Raw genomic sequence first — 25,199 nt, forward strand, 5'->3', positions numbered from 1 at the left:
GACGACGCCGGCTCAGGCCCGAGGCCGTACCCCGCCGGGTCAGGTCACGGGCGTACCCCGCAGGGTCACGCCGGCCTCCCGGAGCATGCCCAGCGCCGCGTCGGTGGTGCCCGGGTCGACCCCGGCGGTCAGGTCGAGCAGTACGGTGGTGGCGAAGCCGGAGCGGGCCGCGTCCAGCGCGGTGGCCCGGACGCAGTGGTCGGTGGCGATCCCGACCACCTCGACCCGGTCGACCGCCCGTTCCCGCAGCCAGTCCGCCAGCCCCTGCGCCCCCGCGGCCGGCTCGGTGGTCCCCTCGAACCCGGAGTACGCCGCCGCCCGCTCGCCCTTGCGGAACACCGCCTCGATCCGGTCGGTGGCCAGGTCCGGATGGAACTGCGAGCCCTCGGTGCCGGCGACGCAGTGCCGGGGCCAGGAGTCCACGTAGTCGGGCGGGTCACCGAAGTGCGCCCCCGGATCGACGTGGTAGTCCTTTGTCGCCACCACGTGCTCCCAGCGGTCCGGCTCGGCGGCCAGCAGCCGGGAGATTCCGGCCGCCACCCCGGCTCCGCCGGTCACGGCGAGGGAGCCGCCCTCGCAGAAGTCGTTCTGCACGTCGACGATGATCAGTGCTCGGCTCATTGTCACCCTTCCAGCTGGTCGGCGGGGACGACGGTGACCGGGACGGTCGGGTCGCCCGCCGAGAGCTTGAGTCCCTCCCAGGGGATGGAGATCAGGCACTGCCGCAGGTGCTCCCGGGACTCGGCGAGGCTCGGCAGCGGTCCCGGCTCGCCGCCGGTGACGTACCGCCGCTGCAACGCCCGGTCCCCGGGGCGCGGCTCGGGCGCGCCCTGCGAGACGACGACCTCCTCGGTGGCGGTGCCACTGGGCTTGTGCCGGCGGACGGCCGTCTTGCGCCCGCCGACCGTCGCCTTGTGCTCGGAGCGCTTGACCACCGGGCGGCCGTCCACCTCGACCAGCTTGTAGACCAGCCCGGCGGTCGGTGCGCCGGAGCCGGTCACCACGGCGGTGCCGGCGCCGTACATGTCGACCGGTTCGGCGGCGAGCGCCGCGATGGCGTACTCGTCGAGGTCGCCAGAGACGATGATCTTGGTCTCGGTGGCGCCGAGCGAGTCCAGGAGTTCCCGGGAGTGCTGGGCCAGCACGGCGAGGTCGCCGGAGTCGATCCGCACCGCCCGCAGGTCGGGACCGGCCACCGCGATCGCGTTCCGGATGCCCTGGGCGATGTCGTAGGTGTCGACCAGCAGCGTGGTGCTCTTGCCCTGCGCCGCGACCTGCGAGGCGAACGCGGCCGGCTCGTCGTCGTGCAGCAGGGTGAACGCGTGCGCGGCGGTGCCGGCGGTCGGAATCCGGTAGCGCTGTCCGGCCGCCAGGTTGGAGGTGTAGCCGAACCCGGCGAGGTAACTGGCCCGGGCCGCGGCCACCGCCGCCGCCTCGTTGGCCCGCCGGGACCCCATCTCGATCAGGGTACGACCGCGGGCCGCGGTCACCATCCGGGCCGCCGCCGCCGCGATCGCCGAGTCGTGGTTGAGCACGGACAGCGTGAGCGTCTCCAGCAGTACGCACTCGGCGAAGGTGCCGGAGACGGTCAGGATCGGCGATCCCGGGAAGTACAGCTCGCCCTCGGCGTACCCGTCGATGTCGCCGCCGAACCGGTAGCTCGAGAGCCATGCGGCGGTCGGCCGGTCCACCACCCCGGTCTGCTCGAGGAAGGCGATCTCCGCCTCGTCGAACCGGAAGTCGGCGAGCAGTTCGACAAGGCGTGCGGTGCCGGCGACCACGCCGTAGCGGCGGCCGGTCGGCAGCCGGCGGGTGAAGACCTCGAAGACGCAGCGCCGGTCGGCGGTGCCGTCCCGGAGGGCGGCGCTGACCATGGTCAGCTCGTAGTGGTCGGTGAGCAACGCGGGGCGGGAACTGTGCACCAGGCCAGCCTAAGCGTGCCGCGCCGCCGCACACACGCTGCTCCGCCCGGCCGAGCAGGCCGCCCGGCTCAGCGGTCCGGCTCGCCCTCCTGCTCCGGTATCGCCTTCAACGCGGGCCACAGCTCGCCGCGGCCGGCCACCCCGAGCTTGTTGTAGACCCGCTGCAGGTGGTTCTCCACGGTCCTGGTGGAGATGTAGAGCTGCTCGGCGATGTTCCGGCTGGCCAGGCCCCGGGCGGCCAGCCTGGCGATCTGCCGTTCCCGGTCGGTCAGCGCCGGCTGGCGTACCGACAGCGCGGGCGTACGCAGCACGTCGCAGCGCCGGAGCAGCCCGGCCAGCCGCAGGTTCGCCTCGTGCGACCGGTTCGACCGGGCCGCCCGCAACCGGGTCACCGCCCGGCTGGTCGCCTCGGCCGCGAAGACGTTGAGGCCGAGTTCGGCGAAGCCGTCCGCGACCGCGAGCAACTGGTCGCCGGAGTGGCCGTACTCGGCCCGGGCGTGCCGGGCGACAAGCGCCGGCAGTGGGCCGTCGACCGTCTCGCTCAGCTCGGTCAGCCGCTGGGCGACGGTGCGCCGCCGGCCGGTGACGGTCGGCTCGCCGACCTCGATGTCGGCCCGGCCCAGTCGCACCAGGTCGTGCAGGGCCAGCACCTCGTGGCCGGCGAAGCCGTCCGCCTCGAGCCGGTGGACCAGCTCGCGGAGCGTGCCGACCGCGGTGGCGAGCTCACCGGTGGCGGCCTGCACGGTCGCCCGGGCCTGTTCGAGCCAGGGATAGAGCACGGCCATCCCGGAGGTCTGCGACCGGTCCGACTCGGCCATCGCCTCCGCCGCCGAGACGACGTCGCCGCGCATCGCCGCCGCCTGGGCCCGCTCCGCGTGTGCCAGTCCGGCGAAGACCCGGCTGGTGGCGAGGACCGCACAGGCGCCGAGACTGGTCCGCAGCGCCTCGCCGGTCTGGCCCCGCAACCGGGCCGCCTGGGCCCGCAGGATGGAGAGGTAGCCGGAGCCGAGCCGGAAGTCCCCGGCGTCGGCCAGGTCGGCGAACTCGGCGGCGACGATCGCGTCGATCCCGGCCAGGTCACCGGCGAGCGCCAGCCGGGTGCCCCGGGCCAGCTCCAGGGCCAGTTGCAGATAGGGCATCTCGGCCCGCCACTGCGCGGCCTCGGCGGCCACCCCGTCCACGGCCCGGCCGCTGAGCGTCAGCTCGCCCCGGGCGGCCTGCAGGTGCGCGATGGTGCACCGGGCCAGGCCCCGGGCGGCAACCGTGGCGGCCGGCCGGTCCAGCACGGAGCGGCTCAGCCGCAGCGCCTCGGCGCACTCCAGCCGGTGCAGCCGCATGATCGCCTCGAAGGCGGTCACCCGGGCCCGGTCGGCCGGGTCGGTCAGCCGTTGCGCGTCCGCCGCGATCTCGGCCACCGTGGACTCCCGGTCGAGTCCCCAGTACGACACCATCCCGCGTACGGTCAGCCACCGGCTGCGCCGCTCGTCGGAGGAGATCTGGTCGGCGACCGAGTCGAGCACCCGGATCGCCTCTTCGGCCTGGTCGCCGAACATCAGGATGGTGGCCAGCAACTCCGCCGCCTGGTATCCGCCACCGGCCTCCAGCGCGGCCCGGGCCAGCCTGGCGGCGAGCGGTACGTCGAACTGGCTGAACGCCTGACCACCGGCGCGCAGCAGCAGGGCGGGATCCTGCGCGGTGCCGGAGTCCAGCCGCCACACCGCCACCCGGAGCAGGTCGTCGCGGCGCCGGGTGCCGGCCTGCTCGACCAGCTCGGCTAGGTGGGCGTTGAGCCGGCGGGCCCGGGTCACCGGGCACCGGCGCCGGACCACCTCGCCGTAGAGCGGATGGGCGAGCCGGACGTTCGAGCGGCGGTCGTGCACGTCGACCCGGATCAGGCCGCGCTCCTCGGCGGTCTCCACACTGGAGCTGTCGGTGGCCCGGTGCAGCAGGGTCAGCCCGATCGGCTCGCCCATGGCGACCAGCTCGACCACCGCGCGTACCCCCGGGTCGAGCTGGCCGATCCGGGCGTCGATCAGTTTGTCCAGGCTGGGCGAGAGCTGGCTGCGGCCGGTCCAGCGCCAGACGCCGTACGTCCGGGTGAGCTCGTCGCCGGCATGTGCCGCGATCACCAGCTCCCGGAGCATCAGGGCGTTGCCGGCGGAGAGCCGGTACAGCCGGTCCGCCGACGGCGCGTCCATCGGGTCGCCGAGCATCGCGGTGAGCAGGTCGTTGCTGTCGGCCTCGGTCAGCGGGCTCAGCTCGGCGTGGTCGACCAGGTCGTCCGTCCACAGCGCGCGGATCGGCAGCGGCACCGCCTCGCCGCTGCGCAGCGTGCCGAGCACCGTGGCGTTGTCGGAGCGGGCGATCAGGTAGACCAGGGCGGCCGAGGAGGGGTCGAGCAGGTGCGCGTCGTCGATGCCGATCACGATCCGCCGGCCGGCGGCCTGCTGGTGCAGCGCGTCGACGGCCCAGCGCATGATGCCGGCCGGGGTGAGGCCGGCGGGCTGGTCGGCCGGAAGCACCTGGGCGAGGCCGCCGAACGGGATGCCGGCGGTGGCGATGTTGGCCGAGGCGGACCAGACGGCGCAGTCGTGTGCGGACAGCCCGGCCAACCCCTCGGCGAGCAGCCGGCTCTTGCCGACTCCGGCGGTGCCGCTGAAGAAGATTCCTCGGCTTCCCGGACTGGTGGCGGCACTCACCAACCGGCTGAGTTCATCCGTTCGACCAACGAAGCCCCACCGCCTCATCGGGGCAGCATATAGACCGGATGCCATCCGCGCGCGCCTGGTGACTGAATGAATTTGAGTAGCTCGCCGGCCATCCATGAGTATCGTTGGTGCTCGTAGTGTACGGGCATCGACACGTAGCGTTCCGATATTCGGCGGGCGCCCTGCCGCCACCACCACCTGTCGATCCCGACGACGGCTGCGGTGCCGACGACGGCAGCCGCCGGCGGGTCCGACAGCGGCAGTGGTGCCGACCACGGCAGTGGTCCGCCGACGGCAGCGGTCCCGGCCGGAGCGTTCCGGTCGCTGGGAGGTGCACACCGCGATGGAGTTCCGCTCGCTCCCCGTCCCCGGGCCGCCGGGCAGCTCCGGCACCCGGAACCCCCGCCGTAACTGCGGCGAGGAGCCGGCACTGGTCGAGCCCCCGCCGCACGAACCGCTCGCCGTGGTCACGGTCGGGCCGTCGGCCGAGGACCGCCGCGCCGTGCTCGCCGGACTGCTCGGTCCGGCCGCCCCGCCGCTGCGGGTGCCGGCGGGCAGCTTCCTGGTGGTCGACCACGCGTCGACGCCGGGGGGCGCCGCCTACGTACCCGGGCTGCGCTCTCCCCGGGAGTACCGGCCGGAGCCGGTCGGCGCCGGCCCCGCGCTGGCCCGCCCGCCGCGCCGGGTCGAGCTGACCGTGCCGGACCCGCTGCTGCGGCACTTCACCCTTGTCGACGCGCCCGACACCGGCACGCTCGGCGTGGCGGGCGTCCGGGTGGTCCGCGACGCCGTCCGCCGGGGTGGCGCGCTGCTCTACGTCCTCCCCGACGACCAGCCGGTCGCCGCCGCCGAGCTGGACCTGCTCGCCGAGGTGGCGGAGGAGACCGCCGTGTTCCTGGTCGGCACCCCGGGCACCGACCCCGGCCGGTCCGCCGGGCCGGACCCCGCCGTCCGCACCCGCGGCACCGACGGTCCGGAACCGCCGTCCGACTCCTACGGTCCGGAACCGCCGTCCGACTCCTACGGTCCGGAACCGCCGTCGGAGCACGGGCCGGAGAGTTGGCTGGAGGCGCGCCGCGCCACCCTGGTGGCGGCGGTGCCCGCGCTCGCCGGGGTGGACTGGATCGACCTCGATCCGGCCGCCGCCGACACCGCGTACCTGCGCCGGGCGCTCGTCGACTGGGCCAGTGCCGAGGGACTGCGCCGGGCCAGCCTCACCTCGCCGGTGGCGCCCGGGGCCACCCGGACGGTTCCGGTGGCGCCCGCCGCCCGGACCTCGGACTGGGCCGAGCAGCTGGACCGGCGCTCCCGGGAACTGGCGCACCGGCTCCGCCAGGACATCGCGCTGGAGATCGCCGCCATCCACCTGCGCTGCGTACGGGAGGTGGTCGGCGGAGCCGGCGTACCGGGGCTGCCCGGTCTGCTCGACCGGGAGGTCGAGGCGCTCTCCCTGGAGGTGGTGGCGAGCTGCGACGCGGGCGTCGACAAGCTGCTGGGTGAGTCGCTCGCCCGGGTCTTCGGCGAGGTGCCCGACGAGGGCGTACGGCTGCGTGCCGCCGCGGCGGTCGGCTGGGGGCTCGCCGCCGACCGGGGCGCCCGGGACTTCGACCGGGTACTCCTGATCCGGGAGACCGGTGAGGTCGAGACGGTGTACGGGCTCGGCGCGGTCGCCATGCTCGCCGGCTATCCCGGCGGTACCGGCGGAGCCATCCTGCCGCCGCTCGGGGTCGGCCTCTCCGGCGGCTGCTACCAGTACTGGTGCCGCCCGTTCCGGGCCGATCCGATCCGGGCCCGGTCCTGGCTGCGGCAGGCGCTGCGGGGCACCGAGCTGGAGCTGTGCCGCCAGGTGTCCCGGCGTTTCGAGGCGATCGCCGGGTCGCTTGCCGGCGTGCTGGCCGAGGCGGTCCGGCACGGCCGCCTGCTCGCCTGAGGCGACCCGTCTGCGGGCCGGGCGGCGCTCCGGTTCCTCGCTTCCCGGCCGGCGGTGGCACGATGGGGGGCATGGCCGCTCCACAGGTTGCACCGGTCGACGCGCCGGACACCGAAGAGGTGCCGGTCGCCGACCGGGCATGGGTGACGATCGTCTGGGACGACCCGGTCAACCTGATGTCGTACGTGACGTGGGTGTTCCAGAAACTGTTCGGCTACAGCCACGAGAAGGCCGAGAAACTGATGCTCGACGTGCACCACAAGGGCAAGGCGGTGGTGTCCAGCGGCGCCCGCGAGCGGATGGAGCACGACGCCTCCCAGCTGCACGCGTACGGGCTGTGGGCGACGGTGGACCGGGCGTGAGCACGTTCCGTCGACAGGGCGAGCACTGCGTCGCCACCTTCGGTGCCGACGAGGTGCGGGTGCTCCGCAAGGTCGCCTCCGAGGTGGTGGGCCTGCTCACGGATGGCTTCGACCACTCCGACCCGGTCGTCGGGCGGCTCTTTCCGGACACCTATCCGGAGAGCCCGGGCGACTCGGCCGAGTTCCGGCAGTACACCGAGGGTGACCTGAAGACCGCCAAGATCGACCAGGCGGGTGCGGTACTCGCCGCGCTGCCGCCGCCCACCGGCGGCGAGGTACGCCTCGACGCGGAGGCGGCCGAGGCGTGGCTGCGGGCGCTGAACGACGCCCGGCTGGCGATGGGCGTACGCCTGGACATCTCCGCCGACACCGACCTCGGCGACGAGCTGGACGACGCGGTGTTGCACGACCCGACCTCGACCCGCGCCTTCCAGCTCTCCATCTACGCCTACCTGGGCTATCTCCAGGAGTCCCTGCTCACCGCGCTTGTCGACTGAACGGCACTCCCGTCCCGACCGAACGGCGGCGGCTCAGGCCGCATCGAGTGCGGCCAGCTCGTCGGCGTCGAGCTGGAGTTCGGTGGCGGCCGCCGAGTCCCGGATCGTCTCCGGCCGGCTCGATCCGGGGATCGGGACCACCCGTGGCGACCTGGCCAGCAGCCAGGCCAGGCAGACCTGCTGCGGGCTGACGCCCCGGGCGGCGGCGACCTCGGCGAACGGCGCGAACCGGCTGCCCAGCTCGCCGGCCCGGGCGATCCCGCCCAGCGGGGACCAGGGCAGGAAGGCCAGGTCCAGCTCGTCGCAGAGTGCCAGCTCCGGCTCCGAGCTCCGGAACGCCGGCGAGTACTGGTTCTGCACCGAGACCAGGCGGTCGCCGAGGATCTCCCGGGCCAGCCGGATCTGCTCCGGGTCGGCGTTGGAGATGCCGGCCATCAGCACCTTGCCGGCGTCGACCAGCTCCCGGATCGCCCCGATCGAGTCGGCGTACGGGACCTTCGGGTCGGGGCGGTGGTGCTGGTAGAGCCCGATCGCCTCCACCCCGAGCCGCTTGCACGACGCCTCGCAGGCACGCCGCAGGTAGTCAGGTGAGCTGTTCACGGTCCAGCTCCCGTCGCCGGGGCGCAGGTGCCCACCCTTGGTGGCGACCAGTACCCCGGAGGTGTCCCCGCCGTAGCTGGCCAGCGCCCGGGCGATCAACGACTCGTTGTGCCCCACCTCGTCCGCGTGCAGGTGGTACGCGTCCGCGGTGTCGATCAGGGTGACACCGGCGTCCAGCGCGGCGTGGATGGTGCGGACCGATCGTTCCTCGTCGGGGCGTCCCTCGATCGACATCGGCATGCCGCCGAGACCGACGGCGCTCACCTCGGTGTTTCCGATGCGGCGGAACTTCATCGCACTGCCTCCTCGCAGTCGCCTGTCTCTGCTCTTTCCGCCTCTTTCTGCCACAGGCCGGCTCCGTCCGCCCGGTCGGGGCACGTGAGGTCGGCCACTCCCGCCGGCCGGGATCGACCGCTCCGGGGCGGCCGGACAGGCGGTAGGCTGGGCCTGTGCTGAGCATCGACCGGTCGATAGTCGAGGCGATCGTCGCGCACGCCCGCCGGGACCACCCGGACGAGGCGTGCGGCGTGGTCGCCGGCCCGGCCGGCGCCGACACCCCGACCCGGCACATCCCGATGGTGAACGCCGCACGCTCGATGACGTTCTACGAGTTCGACTCGATGGAGCAGTTGCGGGTCTGGCGGGAGATGGACGATCGCGACGAGGAGCCGGTGGTCATCTACCACTCGCACACCGCGACCGAGCCCTATCCGTCCCGCACCGACATCTCGTTCGCCGGTGAGCCGGGCGCGCACTACCTGCTGGTCTCCACGCGTGACCCGGAGACCGCGGAGATCCGGTCGTTCCGGATCGTGGACGGGGTGGTGACCGAGGAGCCGGTCCGGGTCGTCGACGCCACGGTGGATCCGAACGCCGTGCAGTCGTACATGTTCGGGCAGAGCCCGGCGACGGTCGACTACGAGTGTTCCGGCCGCTGACCTCCACAGCTCAGCAGCCGTTGTCGTAGTCCGTTCCGCACTCCGTCGTTCTCCCAAGGAGCACCCAAGTCATGGCTATCGAGGTTCGCATCCCCACCATCCTGCGCAGCTACACCGGCGGCGCCAAGGTCGTCGAGGGGTCCGGCGACTCGCTCAACGACCTGCTGTCCGACCTGGACGGCAGGTACTCCGGCCTGCGTGGCCGGCTGGTCACCGAGCAGGGCGCGCTGCACCGCTTCGTCAACGTCTACGTCAACGACGAGGACGTCCGCTTCCTCGGCGCGCTGGACGCCAAGCTCTCCGACGGGGACACCGTCACCATCCTGCCGGCGGTGGCCGGCGGCGCGTTCGGCTTCGCCGCGGCAGCCGCGATCATCGGGCACGGCGCGGCGGCAGCCGCGATGACCGGGCCCGGTGCGGCGTCCGCCGCGATCCCCGGGCACGGCACGTCGGTGCCGGCCCCGGCCGCCGCGGGCTGAGGCGGCCGCGATGACGCGGTACGACAGCCTGCTCGACGCGTGCGGCGGTACCCCGCTGGTGGGGCTGCCCCGGCTGTCGCCGACGGTGCCCGACGGGGCACCGCCGGTGCGGCTCTGGGCGAAGCTGGAGGACCGGAATCCGACCGGCAGCGTCAAGGACCGGCCGGCGATGTTCATGGTCCGCGAGGCCGAGCAGGCCGGCCGGCTCCGCCCGGGTGACACCATCCTCGAACCGACGAGCGGCAACACCGGGATCTCGCTGGCGATGGTGGCGAAGCTGCGCGGCTACCGGCTGGTCTGCGTGATGCCGGAGAACGTCTCGGCGGAGCGGGTGCAACTGCTCCGGATGTACGGCGCCGAGATCATTTTTTCGCCGGCGGCCGGTGGCTCGAACCAGGCGGTGGCGACGGCGAAGCAGATCGCCGCCGACCACCCGGACTGGGTGATGCTCTACCAGTACGGCAACGGTGGCAACGCGCGGGCGCACTACGAGACCACGGGTCCGGAGCTGCTGCACGACCTGCCCACCATCACGCACTTCGTGGCCGGGCTCGGCACCACCGGCACCCTGATGGGGACCGGCCGCTACCTGCGGGAGAAGGTCGACGAAATCGAGATCGTCGCCGCCGAGCCCCGGTACGGCGAACTCGTCTACGGGCTGCGCAACATCGACGAGGGCTACGTCCCCGAGCTGTACGACGCCACCGTGCTGACCCGGCGCTTCTCGGTCGGCACCCGGGACGCCGTACTCCGCACCCGGCAGCTCGTCGAGGTGGAGGGGATCTTCGCCGGCTTCTCCACCGGGGCGATCCTGCACGCCGCGCTCGCGGTGGCGCACGAGGCGGTCAAGGCCGGCCGCCGGGCCGACGTCGCGTTCCTGGTCGCCGACGGCGGCTGGAAATACCTGTCGACCGGCGCCTACGGCGGCACACTCGCCGACGCCGAGGACGCCCTGGACGGGCAACTCTGGGCGTGACCGACTGATCCCGGCCGGCCGGATCGGGGCGGACGATCCGCTCCGACCCGGCCGGCGGCGCTCCGGCCGCTGTTGTCGTACCCGGCTGGTCTGATGTCCCCGGCCGACCGCGAGGGGCGCGCGAGGCCGGCGGGGAGGTTCTGGTGGGCGTGCTCTACGACTACTTCCGGGCGCCGGACGACGACGCCGTGCGGGCGCTGATGGCCGCGACCGGAGGCTGCTCGCCGGACCCGACGGCACATCCGTGGACGGGTGTGTTGGCCCTGAAGGGCCTCGATCCGACTGTCGTCCTCGGCCGGCTGGTCGGTTTCGTCCTCGACGAGCCGTGGCAGCCGGGCCTGGTGCCGGGCGACCTGGTCTGGCCGGCGCCGGAGCAGACGGACGGCGGCGACCACGACGGCCCGTGGGTGCTGACCGTGGGGGAGCGGGCGCGGGACGCACTGGCCGGGGTGACCGGCGAGCGGGTGCCGGGGCTGGCCGCCCGGTGGATCGGCATCGAGGAGTTGAGCGTCTTCGGACCCGACCGGGAGATGGCGGAGTCGGTCCTCACCGATCTGGCCGCGCTGGCTCGGGCGGCCCGGTCCGAGGGCGACGGTCTCTACTGCTGGTGCTGCCTCTGACGGCGGTGACCGAGGGTGTTTGGCTGACCGGCCGGACCCTGGATACCGACATGCCCGCCGAAGGTGACGGAACGTAACGGTAGGGCCGATTGCGGCGTCTGGCCCGTACCGGGCGGGGTCGCCCGGACCGGATGTCACGTTGGCGACAACTGAGTGCAGATCTTTCTTGTGCCCAGGTGTCGCGGCGTAGGCTGCGCACCGTGACAGACCTTCCGGCATTGATCATCGACGTGTTGGTCGGCGGGCTGTCCGTGACCATCAGTAATGGCGGGACGACTTGATGCGATTGACCATTCTCGGCTGCGCGGGCAGTTTTCCGGGTCCCGAATCGGCCTGTTCCGCCTACCTGGTCGAGGCCGACGGCTTCCGCCTGCTGCTCGACTTCGGCTCCGGTTCGCTCTCCGCCCTCCAGCGCTACGTCGGGCTCAAGGCGGTCGACGCGATCCTGCTGACCCACCTGCACGGCGACCACATCCTCGACGCCATCCCCTACATCGTGGTGCGCCGGTACGCCCCGGACGGCCCCTATCCAGCCCTCCCGGTGTACGCCCCGAGCGGCGCACCGGACCGGCTCGCCAGCGCGTACAGCCTGGACGAGGGGGTGCTGGACGACGTCTACACCTTCTACGGCCTGCAACCCGGGACGTTTCCGATCGGGCCGTTCTCGGTCACCGTCGACCGGGTCAACCATCCGGTGGAGACCTACGGGGTCCGGCTGGAGCACGGCGGCCGGTCCCTCTGCTACTCCTCCGACACCGCCCCCTGCGAGTCGCTGCTCCGGCTGGCCCACCGCGCCGACATCTTCCTCTGCGAGGCCAGTTACCTGGACGGGGTGGAGAACCCGCCGGACCTGCACCTGACCGGGCGCGAGGCGGGCGAGATCGCCACCAAGGCGGAGGTGGGGCGGCTGCTCCTGACCCACCTGGTCGCCGCCTGGGGCAGCGAGGCGGTGACCCACGAGGAGGCCCTGGGCGCCTTCGCCGGCCCGGTGGAGATCGTCCGCCCCGGCGCCCGCTACGACGTCTAGCCCGCCGCCGACGGATCGGCAACGCGGTCAGGCCGGCGAACCCGTCGGCTCGGCAACGCCGTCGGGTCGGCAACCTTGTCGGGTCGGCAATCTTGTCTGGCCGGCAGCGCCGTCGAATCGGCAACGTGGTCGGGTCGGCGGACCCCGCCGGATCGGCTGACCCGCCGGATCCGTCATCCGGACACCCTCGGACGGGGCGTCCGGGCGAACACATAGGCTGCGGGGATGGCGCGACCTGACGGGCGGCGGCCCGACCAACTCCGACCGGTGACCCTGACCCGACGCTGGAGCATCCATCCGGAGGGATCCGTTCTCGTCGAGTTCGGCGACACCCGGGTGCTCTGCACGGCCAGCGTCACCGAGGGGGTGCCGCGCTGGCGCAAGGGCTCCGGCCTGGGCTGGGTCACCGCCGAGTATTCGATGCTGCCCCGCTCCACCACCACCCGGTCGGACCGGGAGAGCGTCCGGGGCAAGGTCGGCGGCCGGACCCACGAGATCTCCCGGCTGGTCGGCCGGAGCCTGCGGGCCTGCATCGACCTGAAGGCGCTCGGCGAGAACTCGATCGTGCTGGACTGCGACGTGCTGCAGGCCGACGGCGGCACCCGGACCGCGGCCATCACCGGGGCGTACGTCGCACTGCACGACGCGGTGGACTGGCTTGCCGACCGGAAGGCACTCGCCGGTAAGCCGGCGAAGGTGATGCACCGATCGGTGGCGGCGGTGAGCGTCGGCGTGCTGGAGGGCGAGCCGAGGCTGGACCTGAACTACGTCGAGGACGTGGCGGCCGAGGTCGACATGAACGTGGTGTGCACCGGCACCGGGGACTTCGTCGAGGTTCAGGGGACCGGCGAGGCCGGCGTCTTCGCCCGGGACCAGCTCGACGCGCTGCTCGACCTCGGGGTGGCCGGCTGCGCCGAGTTGGCCGAGGCCCAGCGGAAGGCGCTGGCCGGATGACCCGGGTACTGCTGGCGACCCGCAACGCCAAGAAGCTGACCGAACTCCAGCGGATCCTCGACCAGGCCCTCGGGGCTCGGCGGGTCGAACTGGTCGGGCTGGCCGACGTCGAGCAGTACCAGGAGGTCCCGGAGACCGGGCTGACCTTCGGGGAGAACGCCCTGCTCAAGGCGCGCGAGGGCGTCAAGTGGACCAACCTGCCGACGATCGCCGACGACTCCGGGCTGGCGGTGGACGCCCTGAACGGCATGCCGGGGGTGTTCAGCGCCCGCTGGTCCGGCCGGCACGGCGACGACCGGGCCAACCTGGAACTGGTGCTCGCCCAGATCTCGGACGTGCCGGACGAGCACCGGGGCGGCGCCTTCGTCTGCGCCGCCGCCCTGGTGCTGCCCGGCGGCAAGGAGCACCTGGTCGACGGCCGGCAGGCCGGGCGGCTGCTCCGGGCACCCCGGGGCGAGGGCGGCTTCGGCTACGACCCGATATTCCTCGCCGACGGGCAGGACCGGACGAACGCCGAACTCTCCCCGGCGGAGAAGGACGCGATCAGCCACCGGGGCAAGGCGTTGCGGGCCCTGGCCAAGGTGATGGCCAGGACCCTCAACGTGAACTAGTTACCGCGGTGCGGTGGTCAGGACGGCATCCAGCGCTGCGCGTTGGTGCCGTTGCAGTCGTGGATCTGCAATCCCGTCCCGTTCGTGGTGTTGGAGTCCGGCACGTCCAGGCAGCGCCCCGACACCGGGTTGACCAGGCTGAAGTTCGGCCCGATCCGCCACTCCTGGTTGGTGGGTGAACCCGCCTGGCAGGCGTACAGGTGCACCGGTGACTTGTTGGCGGTGGCATAGCTCGCGACGTCGAGGCAGTACGTCCCCCCGATCCGGATCCGGCCGTCGTCGAGCATCGCCCAGACCTGCGAGGTGCCGGTGTTGCAGTCCCAGATCTGCACCTTGTTCGCGTTCGCCAGGACGCCCCGGTTGTTGTCCAGGCACTTGCCGGCGAACGCCGACCGGATCCAGCCGATGCCGGTCCCGTCCAGCCGCCAGTTCTGGTTCGACCCGCCGTTGCAGTCGTGGATGTACATCTGCGCGCCGTTGCCGACCGGGGTCGGCGCGTCCAGGCAACGGCCGGAGGACGGGTTCACCAGCGATCCGTTCGGGCCGGGCTGCCAACGCTGCCCGGTGGTCCCGGCACAGGTGTAGAGCTGCACCAGGGTCTTGTTCGCGGTGCCGTTGCCGGTCACGTCCAGGCACTTGCCGGCGATCCGGATGGTGCCGTCGTCCACGACGTGCCAGACCTGCGCGGGAGGTCCGGCGTTGCACGAGTACGCCCAGATGATGTTCCGGTCGGTCGTGGCGCCGCTCTTGTTGTCCAGGCAGAAGCCGGCGACCGCCGAGCGGAGCAGGCCCTGGCCACCGGTCGAGTTGGCCACCGCCGCGGCCAGGGTGTTGCTGCCGGTGTTCAGCCGGCCCTCGATGGAGCTGTTACCCCGGTTGGTCCAGAGGTCCGGCCGGCCGTCCCGGTTGACGTCGGTGCCGTCGATAACCGGGGTCGACGCCGAGTCGAAGCCGCTGGTGGCGTAGACGGTGACCGGGCCGCCGGTGACCCCGGCCGGGGTGCCGGCGGCGGTGTTCCCGGTGAGCAGCTCCAGCCGGCCGGTGCTGTTGGTCCGGGCGAAGAGCGCCGGGTCGGCCCCGACCGCGGCGGCGGTGATGGTCCGGCCGGTCCAGCCGGTGCTGAGCAGGATCGGCGCGTCGTACGCCCCGGGCGGGAAGCCCGGCGGGTAGAGGTAGAGGACGTCGCCGACGATCACGTACAGGTCCGGCAGCGGCGAGCCGGTGATGCTGGGCCAGGGCGAGGCGACGATCTGGTCGACGGTCTGGTTGCCGGCTTCGCCGTCGACCCGGGGCAGCTGGATCCGGATCCGGTCGACCGGGTCGAAGGTGCTGCCGTCTCCGTTGCCGGGCAGCACGTGCACGTTGCCGTCGGCGTCACTGCGCGGCAGGCGTACCAGCAGGTCCTGTGCGCCGTCGCCGTTGAGGTCGAGCGGGCTGGCCTTCGCGCCGGTCCAGTCGGTGAGTGCGCCGGTGCTGCCGGCGCCGCCGGGGCCGTCCAGGCCGACCTGGACCGCGGTCGCCAGTTTCCCGGTGCCGTCCGTGGCGGCGTACAGCCACGCCCCGGGCCGGTAGACGGTGCCGATCGCGATGTGGTCGGGATGGCCGTCGCCGGTGAAGTCACCGGTCGGGGCGGGCGTACCCGGTGCGTCGGTGCTGAACCGGTAGCTGCTGACCGGGCCCGGGTTGCCGGCGCTGTTGATGGCGTAGACGTACAGGATGTTCGGGCCGAACCGGCGCGGCGTGATGCTGACCGTGGTGGCCGCGTTGTTCGGCTGGGCCGGCAGCAGGGTGCCACCCCGGAACGGACCGTAGGACTGCGGCACGGTCGCCGGCGGCGCGGTGTTCAGGCTGTAGACGTAGCTGATCGGCGGGTCGCTGCCGGCGGGCGGGGTGAGCACGAAGTTGCCGGGGGTGCCGACCGGAGCCCCGGTGGTCCCGTCCGGGTACGTCGTGGAGGTCACCCTCGGTGGTGCCGGCTGCGCGCTGTTGAAGACGAACCGGCAGGTCGGCGTCGCCGAACTGGTGTCCCTGCCGTCGTACGCCCGCACGTTCCAGGCGTACCGGTGCCCGTTCGTGAACTGGCTGGCGGGCAGGGTGACCGAGGCGACCTTGTTGTTGCTGACCGTGACCTTGGGCGAGGCGACGGTGGCGCCGGTGGTCTCGTTGACGATGCTGAACTGGCCTTCGAGCTGCGTCTGGGTGCCGTCCGGGTCGGAGAGGTTCGCCGAGAAGGTCACCGAGGTGTTGCCGACCTGGCCGACCGGGTCGCTGTTGCACGGCACCGAGGGGCTGGTGGCATACCGGTCCGGGGTACGCGGGATCGAGTTGAAGGTGATGGAGATGGTCGGGTTGTTCTGGAACTTCCGCCAGGCGTACTTGTCACCCTCGTGGTTGTTGATCAGACCGAGGGTGGCGGTGGACCACTTGCCGGCGGCGGCGCTGCGGATCAGCGGGAGCACGTTGAAGTCGTGCTGCTTCGGGTTCTCGCTGCCGTCGCTGCGCCAGTTCCCGGCGAGCTGCCGGGAGTCGATCTGCTCGTACCGGGTGGGCTGCTTGTTCCAGGTGGTCGAGCTGTTGATCACGCCCACCCGGAAGATCTTGAAGTAGTAGTCGTTGCTGTTGTTGGCCGACCAGACCGACTTGGTCTGCAGCGTCGCGCTGATGATGTTGGCGTCCCAGAGCGCGCTCGCGACCGGGAACTGGAAGTACGACCGGCCGACGTAGTACGGCGACTCCCAGCCGTTGTAGCCGACGCGGGCCCGTCCGGAGTTGTTCCAGTACGAGTTGTCCTTGCGGGCGCTGTCGACGTACGTCCAGGCGTTGCGGGTCGGCGCGGTCGAGTTGGCGTTCCACGCCGGATCCAGGTAGAGCGGGTAGCGCAGGTCCGGGTCGGCGAGCAGGGCCGGGTCCGGCGAGAGGGTGAGGGCGTCACCGGTGACCCGGGCGGTCACCGGTGCGCGTTTCGCCGCAGGGCTGGCCTCGGTGGGGGTGGAGCGCTGTGGGCTGCCCGTTCCGACCGCCTGTTCCCCGGTCGGGACGCCGGAGTCCCAGATTTCGGGGGCGGGGGCGCTGAACACGGTGCGGCCGTGCCGGTCCTCGGCGGTCAGGCCGCCGTCGGGCATGGTGCGTACCGTCGCGTTGCGGGTGACGAGCGGGAGGGTGAGGTTCCGCACCGCCGGGTCGGCGGCGGCCGCGGCGTTCCTGATCACCAGTGCGTGCGCGAAGCCGCCCTGTTCGTTGGCGGTGACCACCAGGTCGACCCCGGGCAGCACTGCCGGGTAGGTCGCGGTCGCGCCGGCGACCGTCGGTGCCGGCAACCGGGACGGGAAGCGCAGGCCGAGTTCGCTGTCGCCGTTGGTGACCAGCGCGAACGGGTCGGTGCCGCCGCCGGAGAGCACCAGGTCGTACGGTGCGGCGGCCGGACTGTAGCTGCCGTCGGAGTTGCGGCGCAGGGTCGGGTCGAGCGCCACCCATCCGCCGTCCCGCTTGACCCGGGTGGGCCGCGGGCTCAGGTCCATGGTGAACGTGCCGTCCGGGTTGGCGACGGTGCGGGAGGTGGCCGTGGTCGCCGAGCTGACCTCGACTGATTGGCCGGTCAGTTTCGCTCTGGCGACGGCGCGGTCCGGGTCGCCGGGTCGGTCGGTCCGGTTCGCCGGCCCGGTGGGTACCGGTCCCGCCTGCGCGGCGACCGGTGCGAGCGCCACCGTTCCCGAGGCGGCCAGTAGCAGACCCAGCGCCGCTACGGTCCCCGGTCGAAGAAGTCGTCGTCTGAAGACATGGTGAGCCATTCAATCCCCCGTTGATGCCGACATAGATTGATTGCGGCCGTCTGTCCGAATAGGGCAACAATTGCGACAGGACCATGTGGACCCTGCGGGCCGCACAATATGGCTCCACCGCTGAAAAGTCGAGAGTTTCCTATTTGGATTTCCGGGCGGTAGAGTCCGGCCACCGCATCGCAGACCACGGGGGTCGTCAGGATGACGAAAGCAGTCCAGCGCCGAATCCATCGATTTACGTCAATCATCTGCCATGGGCGCACGCGGGCCGGAGGGGGTGCCTTTCCGGCCGCCGGGCGCCCGCGCCAGTCGCTCCGGCGGTACGCCGGCTCCGGCCTCGGCCTGGTGATGCTGGCCACGCTGGGTGCGGTGGCGCTGTCCCCGGACCCCGCCGAGGCCGCCCCGCCGGCCGAGCAGCGCTGGTCCAGCGTCCGGGGTACCCCGATGCCTCCGGCGCCGAAGCGCACACCGAACTTCGGCGAGCGCTGGGTGACGCCACGGGTCGACTGGCCGGCCGGTGGCACCGCGACCGTGCGGCTGGACGCCGCCCCCGGGGCTGCCGGCCGATCCGCCGGCCAGGACGCCGCGGTGGCCGCCGGCAAGTTGCCGGTACGCGTCGCGAAGGAGACCCCGGACGGCCCGTCGGCGCTCCGGCTGACCCTGGCGGACCGGACGACCGCCCAGCGTGCCGGCATCGACGGCCTGCTGCTCGAGGCCACTCCGAGCGAGCGCACCGACAGGCCCGGCCAGGTGCGGGTCTGGGTCGATCCGTCGGGCATCGCCGGGGCGTACGGCGGGGACTGGGCGCGCCGGCTCCGCCTGGTCTCGTTGCCGGCCTGTGCCGCGACCACCCCGGCCGAACCGGTCTGCCGGACCCGCACTCCGCTACCCACCCGATGGGAGGACGGCCAGCTCAGCGCGGTGCTGGAGCTGCCTGCCGGCCAGCGTGCCGAGGGGACCGCGCCGGCCGCCACGACCGCAGTCTTCGCGGTCACCGCCGGGGCGTCCGGGGACACCGGCGACTACAGCGCGACCCCGCTCAAGCCGTCCGGCTCCTGGACGGCCGGCGGCAGCTCGGGCGACTTCGGGTACAGCTATCCGGTCGACGTGCCGCCGGTGCCGGGTGACCTGGCACCGGATGTCGAGTTGAGCTACTCGTCCCAGTCGGTCGACGGGCAGCAGGTCTCCACGAACAACCAGTCGTCGGCGATCGGCGACGGCTGGGACTATTCGCCGGGTGCGGTGGAACGGACCTACCGGACATGTTCCGACGACTCGGCGGCGCCGAAGACCAACGACTCGTGCTGGGCCGGCCCGATCGTCAGCGTCTCCTTCGGCGCCGGCTCAGGTGACCTGGTCTACGACCCGACGGTGTCGACCAAGTGGCGGCTCTCCAGCGACAACGGCGCCCGGGTCGAGCTGCTGCCCGGCGCCGAGAACGGCAGCCACAACGGCGAGCACTGGAAGATCACCACCCAGGACGGTACGCAGTACTTCTTCGGAAAGAACAAGCTGCCCGGACACAGCGGCACGAAGCCGGTCACCAACTCGACGTGGACGCAGCGGGTCTACCACCCCCGCTCCGGCGACCCCTGCTACAAGTCGACCGGCTTCGCCAACTCGCACTGCGAGATGGCCTGGAAGTGGAACCTCGACTATGTCGTCGACCCGGACAAGAACGCCATCGCGTACTACTACGGCACCGAGACCGGCTACTACGGGCCGAACAAGAGCTTCACCCCGGTCAAGTACACCCGGGGCGGCTACCTCGACTACATCGAGTACGGGCTGCGCGACCCGAACCCGTACGCCGGGCGGGCCCCGGCCCGGGTCGACTTCAGCTACGCGGAGCGGTGCGTGGAGTCGGAGACGGTCTGCGCCCCGGCCAACATCGAGAAGAACAAGGACAAGTGGCCGGACACCCCGTACGACCTGAACTGCAAGTCCACAGGTGACTGCTACATGCACTCGGTCACCTTCTGGACCCGGCTGCGGCTCACCGGCATCGTCACCCAGGTCAACAACGGCACCGGCAACACCACTGTGGACACCCACACGCTGACCCACACCTTCCCGGCGCCGGGCGACGGCACGACCCCGGCGCTCTGGCTGGCCTCGATCCAGCACACGGGCGGCACCGGTACGAGCGCCATCACCCTGCCGCCGGTGACGTTCGAGCCGACCAAGCTGCCCAACCGGGCCGACGGGCTCGACGGGGCTCCGGCGATGAACCACAACCGGATCTCGACAATCACCACCGAGACCGGCGAGGTGGTCGGGATCGGCTACCGCACCGAGTGCGCCGCACCTGTCACCCTGGCGCCGGAGAGCAACACCAAGCTCTGCTACCCGGTCTACTGGACCAGGGAGGGCGCGGACAAGCCGACCCTCGACTGGTTCCACAAGTACGTGGTCGCCGAGGTCACCGACCAGGACACCACCGGCGGTGGCACACCGGTCTACACGAAGTACGACTACCTCGACGGCGGCGCGTGGGCGTTCGACGACAGCGAGGTGGTCAAGGACAAGCACCGCACCTACGGGCAGTGGCGGGGCTTCGGCCGGGTGCAGACCCGGGTCGGTGCCGGCGTCGACCAGAAGACGCTGAGCGAGGAGATCTACTACCGGGGCATGGACGGCGACCGGCTGCCGAACAACGGCCGCCGCACCGCCAAGGTGAAGCTCTCCACGGCGGTGACCGTGCCGGGAGCGGCGGTGGAGGTGCCGGACAACAAGCACCTGGCCGGTTCGGTCCGGCAGGTCGTCCGGTACGACGGTGATGGTGGCGCCGTGCACGACAGTACCGTCACCGACCACTGGGTCAGCCCGGCCACCGCCACCCGGAAGCGGTCGGTGGGCGACCTGACGGCGCAGATGGTGCGTGTCGCGTCGACGAAGACCACCACGGCGATCACCTCGACCAGCCCCACCACCTGGCGGACCACCCGGGTCGACACCAGCTACGCCACCTCGACGGGGCTGCCGACGGTGACGTACGACCACGGAGACGTCAGCCAGCCGGGCCAGGCCACCTGCGCGGTGACCACCTACGCGCCGACGAACGTGACGGCGCACATCGTCGACAAGGTCGCCCAGATCGAGACGTTCGCACTGCCCTGTGGCGGGTCCGGGATCAACGGGCAGACCCCGCCCGGCACGGTGAGCCGCCCCGGGGACGTCATCTCCAGCACCCGGGCGTTCTTCGACACCCCGACCTACGCCACCAGCTGGCCGCAGCCGGCGCCGACCACCGGGACCGTGAACGTCGTCCAGTACTACACCGAGGGCGGCTACGTCGTCGGCGCCCGGACGAAGAACGACGAGTACGGCCGGTCGGTGGAGTCGTTCGACGCGAACGGCAACAAGACCAAGACCGAGTACACGATGACGAACGGCCTGACCACGGGAGTCGCGAGCACCAATCCCAAGGGCCACGTCATCCGGACCGTCCTCGAACCGACCCGCGGGCTGGAGATCGAGGAGATCGACGAGAACCAACGGAAGACGACCCAGCGGTACGACGCGCTGGGCCGGCTGACCGGGGTGTGGCTGCCCGGTCGCAGTCTCAGCGAGGGCGCGCACGAGAAGTACGCGTACGTCGTCTCCAACTCGGTTCCGTCGACGGTCACCACCTCGCTGCTCAACGACGACGGGTCCTACCAGGTCGAGGTGGAGTTCTTCGACGCGATGGCCCGGCCGCGGCAGACGCAGAGTTCGAGCCCGGTCGGCGGTCGGCTGGTCACCGACTCGTTCTACGACTCCCGTGGCTGGCTGCGGATGGCGAACAACGAGTACCACGACAGCGCCAGCACCCCGAACACCACGATGCTGAACATGGTCGGAAAGGACCAGCAGATCCCCAACCAGGATCTGATCAGCTACGACGGGGTGGGCCGCAAGACGCTCATCGTGTCGAGGTCCAAGGGCCAGACCAAGTGGCAGACCCGGTCGGTCTACGGCGGCGACCGGACCACCACCATCCCGCCGGACGGCGGGACCCCGACGACCGTGGTGACGGACGGCCGCGGCCGTACCGTCGAGCGGTCGAGCTACCGGTCGGTGCCCGCGGTCAGCGGCTCGGTGGTCAGCGGCGGCAACCCGGTGAAGATCAGCTACGGGTACGACCGCCGGGGCAACCAGGACCGGATCACCGACGACGACGGCAACTCCTGGATCACCACCTTCGACCTGCGGGGCAGGGCGATCCGGACGACGGACCCGGACGCCGGCACCAGCGAGCTGGGCTACGACGCGAACGGCAACGTCACCTCGGCGAGGGACCCGCTCGGCCGGACGGTCACCAGCACCTACGACGCGCTCGACCGGCAGACCGGCGAGTACGACGGCGCCAGCGCGACGGCCCCGCCCAGAGCGATCTGGACCTACGACTCGACGACCATCACCAACGGCATCGGCGAGCTGGCCAGCTCGACCAGCTACGACAACGGAAAGGCGTACGTCACCGCACCGACCGGCTACAACGTCTGGGGTGACGAGGTCGGGGTGAACGTCACCATCCCGGCCGACCCGGCCAACGGCACCCTCGCCGGCACCTACAGCTTCGGCCGGGAGTACACCCCGACCAACGGGCTGCTGAAGAAGTCGCTCTTCCCGGCCGGCGGTGGCCTGCCGGCGGAGACGGTGAACCACACCTACACCGCGCTGGACCTGCCCTCGGGAGTCGGCAGCTCGCTCGGCAACTACGTCGACTCGACCAGGTACAACGCGTTCGGGCAGGTGTCGCAGAGCAAGTTCGGCTTCGGCACCACGAACACCGCCTGGACGACCTACGTCTACGACGAGCACAGCAAGCGGCTGGCCAACACGTACGTCGACCGCAACGGCACCGGCAACTCGCGGATGAACGACGTGGTCTACACCCACAACGCGTCCGGCAAGGTGACAAAGGTCGTCGACTCCCGCAACTCGGCGGCGCAGCGGGAGACCCAGTGCTTCCGCTACGACCTGCTCGGCCGGCTCGGCACCGCGTGGACCGCGACCGACGACTGCGCGGCCGACCTCTCCGGCGGCGGCAGCAACGCCACCGTCGGCGGGATCAACCCGTACTGGACGAGCTGGACGTACAACGACGTCGGTGACCGGACCAAGGAGGTCCGACACGGGTTGCCGGGTGGCAGTGGTGACACCACCACGACGTACAGCTACCCGGCGGCCGGCGGCAGCCAGCCGCACGCCGTACGCACCGAGCAGACCACCGGACCGGCCGGCACCACCACCCGGAGTTTCCAGTACGACGCCCTGGGCAACACCACCACCCGGACCACTCCGGAGCGCGGTACCCAGACCCTCGACTGGGACACCGACGGGCGGCTCACCGGGGTCCGCAACGGTTCGGGCACCGAGGCCAGCTACGTCTACGACGCCGACGGCGAACTGCTGCTCCAGCGCAACCTGAAGGAGAAGAACGCCGTCCTCTACCTGCCCGGCCAGGAGCTGACGCTCAACACGGCCAACGGTACGGTCAGCGGCCGGCGCTACTACTCCGGAGCGGACGGCACCACCTGCGTCCGCACCGGCACGACCGCCGGCGCGTACAGCTACCTGATGAACGACCGGCTGGGTACCGGCACGCTGAGCCTGGACAACAACGGCACCAACCCGAAGTGGCGGGCGTTCACCCCGTACGGCGCGCCGCGCGGGACGGCACCGACCAGTTGGCCGAACAGCCGGGGCTTCCTCGGCAAACCGACCGACTCGGCGACCGGGCTGACCGTGCTCGGTGCCCGGCACTACGATCCGGCGGCGGGGCGGTTCGTCAGCGTCGACCCGCTGTTGAACACGGAGGACCCGAACCAGATCGGCGGATACACGTACGCGGGTGACGATCCGGTGAACCGGTCCGATCCCGGTGGCACGAACGCGTACGACAGCCAGACGCCGTGTGCGAAGTACAACTGCGGTCCGAAGAACATCGACAGGTCGCCGACCGCCACCAAGAACGCCACCAACAACGCCGCCAACGGATGGAAGGCTCCGCCTCGCCCGCCGAAGAAGAGCGGTGGCGGCGGTGGCGACGACAAGGGCTCGCCGCCGAAGAAGAAGAAGTGCAACTGGCTCTGCAAGGCCAAGGGCGGCTGGGACGCCAGCGTCCGCTGGGCGAAGCGGAACCCGGACCTCGTCGGGGTCATCGCCGGGGTCACCGTCGGCCTGACCTGCACGGCAGTGACCCTCGGGACAGCGGCGCTGGCCTGCGGCGCCGCTGCGGGTGCGGTCGGCTCGGGCCTGTCCTCCTATCTCAAGGGCGACAGCCTCGGAAAGATCGTGCTGAACACGGGTGTCGGAGCCCTCATGGGCGCGTTCGGCGCCGGGGCCACCAACCTGGTGAGCGGAATCGTCAAGGCGGGCGTGGGCAAAATGGCAGGCAAAGTCGGGGCGTCGCGCCTCCTCAGCGAAGGTTGGCAGAAGGCCGGCCGAGGAAAGGTCCGGCCTTCGATCAGGACGATCGGCCACGAAATCAAGAAGGGGTTCACTCCGTCTCACATAAAGAGTTCTTTCAGTGAGCGGAGCCAGACGATGCGAGCGTTCAACACCCTCGCTAAGACCAAGATGGGTCCCCGGGTCACCAGGCGGGTGCTCTCGTCGGATCCGACCATGATGGTCGTGGGTGGTACGGTCGGCGGCTATGTGCCCTCGAACTATGACGACTTCAAGAATCTGGGTCGGTTCAACCCGCTGAACGGGATCAACGGGTTCCTCGGAAACCTCTTCTCGTAACATCGGTCCGGTGCGGACACGCTGGCGGGCGCTCCTCGCCGCGATCGTCGGCTACGTCGTCGGTCTGGCCGTCTGCGGGATGCTCCTCGGCGTACGGAACCTGTACGCCGGGGAGCCTCCCCGGGCTTCCGGTGAGCGGGTGACCGGCACCGCCCGGGTCGGCGCGTGCGACCGGGTCGGTCCGGTCAGCGCCGCCGGCCTCGGCTACTGGTGGATCTGCGAGGTCACGGTCACCCTGCCGGACGGGCGTACCGTGTCGTCGGTCGTCGGCCCGTCGGTCGTCACACCCGACGACCGGGACCGGCCTCCCACCCTGGTCGGCTACTGCTCCCGGATGGAGCCGGACGACTGCTCGTTCACCCGGGAAGGCCGCAACCTGCTCCTCGGCATTCTCGGCTGGATCGCCGCACTGCTGTCGCTGGCGGTGCTGACGATCACCGCCTTTGTCGGCGGCACCGCCCTGTTGATCGGTCTGCTCGGCCCGACCCGGGCCGTGCGCTGGTTCGGCAGGCGCTCGCCCAGGGCGGAGCAGACCCCGCGGTCTCCGCCGCCCGAACCGTCACCCGTCGACTCGCCGTACGAGCCGTTGGGCCCGATGGCCCCGGGAACCGGTTCGCTGCTGATCCGTTTCCGGTACCCGGATCCGCTCGCGGCGGTCTACGAGCAGAGCCGACCGAAGCTGTCGGTCGGCGGCACCGACCTCGACGTCCTTCACTGGTCCACCCACCGTTTCCGGCTGGCGCCTGGACCGCACCCGGTGGCGGTCTCCGCCGTGCTCCCGGAGGGCGCCGTGATCGGCGGGGTCACCGCGACGGTGACCGTGCTCGACGGCATCGAGACGGTCGTCGAGTACGAAGCCCCGGCCGACGCCACCGCCTCCGGCGTGCTGCGGGTCGAGGCGGCCCCGGACGCCGGCACCGACGCGGCGGAGAGCTGGTTCCAGAGGTCCGGCGGGCGGTTTCTGCTCGCGGTGGTCGCACTCAATGTCGGGCTCTTCTGGCTGCTCTCGACGTTCCTCTGACTGTGAGCATGGCGGGGTCGGTTCATCAGTGGTGAGCTGA

General features: G+C 71.7%; 17 protein-coding genes. 12 read left to right on the forward strand and 5 right to left on the reverse strand.

The window, feature by feature from the left end:
* Window positions 1-39 precede the first annotated feature (39 nt).
* The 3 genes from ACN28A_RS21520 to ACN28A_RS21530 all read right to left on the reverse strand — a co-directional run bounded on the left by ACN28A_RS21520 (window position 40) and on the right by ACN28A_RS21530 (window position 4,669).
* Complete coding sequence (locus ACN28A_RS21520; RefSeq protein WP_421397408.1) at window positions 40-621, reverse strand: nicotinamidase; 582 nt, start codon at window positions 619-621, stop codon at window positions 40-42.
* A 2-nt stretch (window positions 622-623) separates the two neighbouring features.
* Entirely contained in the window at window positions 624-1,922 is a 1,299-nt protein-coding gene (locus tag ACN28A_RS21525; RefSeq protein ID WP_421397409.1) for a nicotinate phosphoribosyltransferase, read from the reverse strand.
* A 68-nt stretch (window positions 1,923-1,990) separates the two neighbouring features.
* Complete coding sequence (locus tag ACN28A_RS21530) at window positions 1,991-4,669, reverse strand: LuxR C-terminal-related transcriptional regulator (protein WP_421397411.1); 2,679 nt, start codon at window positions 4,667-4,669, stop codon at window positions 1,991-1,993.
* A gap of 226 nt (window positions 4,670-4,895) precedes the next feature.
* On the opposite strand from ACN28A_RS21530, the gene ACN28A_RS21535 reads away from it, so the two are divergent.
* From ACN28A_RS21535 to ACN28A_RS21545, 3 genes are all read left to right on the forward strand, one after another.
* A complete protein-coding gene (locus ACN28A_RS21535; RefSeq protein ID WP_421397412.1) occupies window positions 4,896-6,560 on the forward strand; it encodes a hypothetical protein in 1,665 nt (554 codons plus the stop codon).
* Window positions 6,561-6,631: 71 nt separating this feature from the next.
* Window positions 6,632-6,922, forward strand: a complete 291-nt coding sequence (gene clpS, locus ACN28A_RS21540) for an ATP-dependent Clp protease adapter ClpS (RefSeq protein WP_421397414.1) — start codon at window positions 6,632-6,634, stop codon at window positions 6,920-6,922.
* Window positions 6,898-7,419 (forward strand): DUF2017 domain-containing protein, encoded by a 522-nt coding sequence (locus tag ACN28A_RS21545; RefSeq protein WP_421397415.1) that lies wholly within the window; start codon window positions 6,898-6,900, stop codon window positions 7,417-7,419. The genes clpS and ACN28A_RS21545 overlap by 25 nt, the downstream gene beginning before the upstream one ends.
* Window positions 7,420-7,452: 33 nt before the next feature.
* Here the strand turns inward: ACN28A_RS21545 and ACN28A_RS21550 are convergent, their stop codons facing one another.
* On the reverse strand, window positions 7,453-8,313 hold the full coding sequence (locus ACN28A_RS21550; RefSeq protein WP_421397416.1) for an aldo/keto reductase: 861 nt from the start codon (window positions 8,311-8,313) through the stop codon (window positions 7,453-7,455).
* 155 nt (window positions 8,314-8,468) lie between these two features.
* Between ACN28A_RS21550 and ACN28A_RS21555 the strand changes: the two genes are divergently transcribed.
* From ACN28A_RS21555 to rdgB, 7 genes are all read left to right on the forward strand, one after another.
* A complete protein-coding gene (locus ACN28A_RS21555; protein ID WP_421397417.1) occupies window positions 8,469-8,957 on the forward strand; it encodes a Mov34/MPN/PAD-1 family protein in 489 nt (162 codons plus the stop codon).
* Between the two features lie 71 nt (window positions 8,958-9,028).
* Window positions 9,029-9,436, forward strand: a complete 408-nt coding sequence (locus tag ACN28A_RS21560) for a MoaD/ThiS family protein (protein WP_421397418.1) — start codon at window positions 9,029-9,031, stop codon at window positions 9,434-9,436.
* A gap of 10 nt (window positions 9,437-9,446) precedes the next feature.
* A complete protein-coding gene (locus ACN28A_RS21565; protein ID WP_421397419.1) occupies window positions 9,447-10,412 on the forward strand; it encodes a PLP-dependent cysteine synthase family protein in 966 nt (321 codons plus the stop codon).
* 143 nt (window positions 10,413-10,555) lie between these two features.
* Window positions 10,556-11,032 (forward strand): hypothetical protein, encoded by a 477-nt coding sequence (locus ACN28A_RS21570; protein WP_421397420.1) that lies wholly within the window; start codon window positions 10,556-10,558, stop codon window positions 11,030-11,032.
* A gap of 280 nt (window positions 11,033-11,312) precedes the next feature.
* Window positions 11,313-12,059 (forward strand): MBL fold metallo-hydrolase, encoded by a 747-nt coding sequence (locus ACN28A_RS21575; RefSeq protein WP_421397421.1) that lies wholly within the window; start codon window positions 11,313-11,315, stop codon window positions 12,057-12,059.
* A 225-nt stretch (window positions 12,060-12,284) separates the two neighbouring features.
* Window positions 12,285-13,013 (forward strand): ribonuclease PH, encoded by a 729-nt coding sequence (rph, locus tag ACN28A_RS21580; protein WP_421397422.1) that lies wholly within the window; start codon window positions 12,285-12,287, stop codon window positions 13,011-13,013.
* Window positions 13,010-13,624, forward strand: coding sequence for an RdgB/HAM1 family non-canonical purine NTP pyrophosphatase (rdgB, locus tag ACN28A_RS21585; RefSeq protein WP_421397424.1), 615 nt, complete (start codon window positions 13,010-13,012; stop codon window positions 13,622-13,624). The genes rph and rdgB overlap by 4 nt, the downstream gene beginning before the upstream one ends.
* Window positions 13,625-13,641: 17 nt before the next feature.
* On the opposite strand, the gene ACN28A_RS21590 is transcribed toward rdgB, so the two are convergent.
* Window positions 13,642-17,328 (reverse strand): ricin-type beta-trefoil lectin domain protein, encoded by a 3,687-nt coding sequence (locus tag ACN28A_RS21590; protein ID WP_421397425.1) that lies wholly within the window; start codon window positions 17,326-17,328, stop codon window positions 13,642-13,644.
* Between the two features lie 423 nt (window positions 17,329-17,751).
* Here ACN28A_RS21590 and ACN28A_RS21595 point away from each other — a divergent pair, with 423 nt between their 5' ends.
* Window positions 17,752-24,138 carry an RHS repeat-associated core domain-containing protein gene (locus ACN28A_RS21595; RefSeq protein WP_421404553.1) on the forward strand — a complete coding sequence of 2,129 codons (6,387 nt, stop codon included), beginning with the start codon at window positions 17,752-17,754 and terminating at the stop codon, window positions 24,136-24,138.
* A gap of 10 nt (window positions 24,139-24,148) precedes the next feature.
* Window positions 24,149-25,159 carry a DUF6346 domain-containing protein gene (locus tag ACN28A_RS21600; RefSeq protein WP_421397426.1) on the forward strand — a complete coding sequence of 337 codons (1,011 nt, stop codon included), beginning with the start codon at window positions 24,149-24,151 and terminating at the stop codon, window positions 25,157-25,159.
* Window positions 25,160-25,199 lie beyond the last annotated feature (40 nt).

Origin of the sequence: Plantactinospora sp. WMMB782, assembly GCF_049179135.1 — a bacterium.
Taxonomy (GTDB): domain Bacteria; phylum Actinomycetota; class Actinomycetes; order Mycobacteriales; family Micromonosporaceae; genus Plantactinospora.

Bases quoted from the DNA above. Each gene is read 5' to 3' on its own strand.
- ACN28A_RS21550 (WP_421397416.1), bottom strand. From the start codon at position 8,313: ATGAAGTTCCGCCGCATCGGAAACACCGAGGTGAGCGCCGTCGGTCTC.
- rph (WP_421397422.1), top strand. From the start codon at position 12,285: ATGGCGCGACCTGACGGGCGGCGGCCCGACCAACTCCGACCGGTGACC.
- ACN28A_RS21560 (WP_421397418.1), top strand. From the start codon at position 9,029: ATGGCTATCGAGGTTCGCATCCCCACCATCCTGCGCAGCTACACCGGC.
- ACN28A_RS21530 (WP_421397411.1), bottom strand. From the start codon at position 4,669: ATGAGGCGGTGGGGCTTCGTTGGTCGAACGGATGAACTCAGCCGGTTG.
- ACN28A_RS21575 (WP_421397421.1), top strand. From the start codon at position 11,313: ATGCGATTGACCATTCTCGGCTGCGCGGGCAGTTTTCCGGGTCCCGAA.
- ACN28A_RS21565 (WP_421397419.1), top strand. From the start codon at position 9,447: ATGACGCGGTACGACAGCCTGCTCGACGCGTGCGGCGGTACCCCGCTG.
- ACN28A_RS21595 (WP_421404553.1), top strand. From the start codon at position 17,752: ATGCTGGCCACGCTGGGTGCGGTGGCGCTGTCCCCGGACCCCGCCGAG.
- clpS (WP_421397414.1), top strand. From the start codon at position 6,632: ATGGCCGCTCCACAGGTTGCACCGGTCGACGCGCCGGACACCGAAGAG.
- rdgB (WP_421397424.1), top strand. From the start codon at position 13,010: ATGACCCGGGTACTGCTGGCGACCCGCAACGCCAAGAAGCTGACCGAA.
- ACN28A_RS21520 (WP_421397408.1), bottom strand. From the start codon at position 621: ATGAGCCGAGCACTGATCATCGTCGACGTGCAGAACGACTTCTGCGAG.